This window comes from Pedobacter sp. GQ55 (assembly GCF_059758925.1).
Window position 1 is genome coordinate 1 of sequence record NZ_JCAXEI010000032.1, and the last position, 430, is coordinate 430.

Consider the following 430-nt stretch of genomic DNA (forward strand, 5'->3'; position numbering starts at 1 on the left):
CTCCCAGCAGCTTTTCCAGTGGTTTTCCCAGTACCTTACATCATTGCTGGCGGCCTGCAACCCTTCGTGGTGAAAGAGACGGACCGCGATTATAATTGTTGGGGTAAAAAAGGCCCCGCAGACCACAAGCCATGATGCCAGACTGCGCCTCCTTTTGAGCCATTCGCTCGTAAAGCTGTATATAAATGTTTTCATAGCTTATTTTTATTTGCGATCAAATCCATAAAAATTGTCTCAAGGTCGTTTTGCGCAGCATAAAGCCGGTATATTTTAATATCGGCCATTACCAGTATTTTGATGAGTTCGGCGACAGTTTCGGTGTTTATCATTTGAAGACTGATGCCCTCTTCGGTAAAATAATGCTGGATTTGCCGTTCATCAAGAATAAGAGATGTCTTTTGATGATCGCCCGTGGAAAGAAATAATCTAA

Annotated in this window: 2 protein-coding genes; both read right to left on the reverse strand. The window is 43.0% G+C overall.

Going from position 1 to position 430, the window contains the following annotated elements; translation table 11 throughout:
• Window positions 1–195 (reverse strand): hypothetical protein (locus tag AC6CH7_RS26490; RefSeq protein WP_498265566.1); only part of this gene is annotated, 195 nt, incomplete at its 3' end.
• Window positions 192–430, reverse strand: a 239-nt coding sequence (locus tag AC6CH7_RS26495; RefSeq protein WP_498265567.1) for a hypothetical protein, incomplete at its 5' end; no start/stop codon positions are given. The genes AC6CH7_RS26495 and AC6CH7_RS26490, both read right to left, overlap by 4 nt.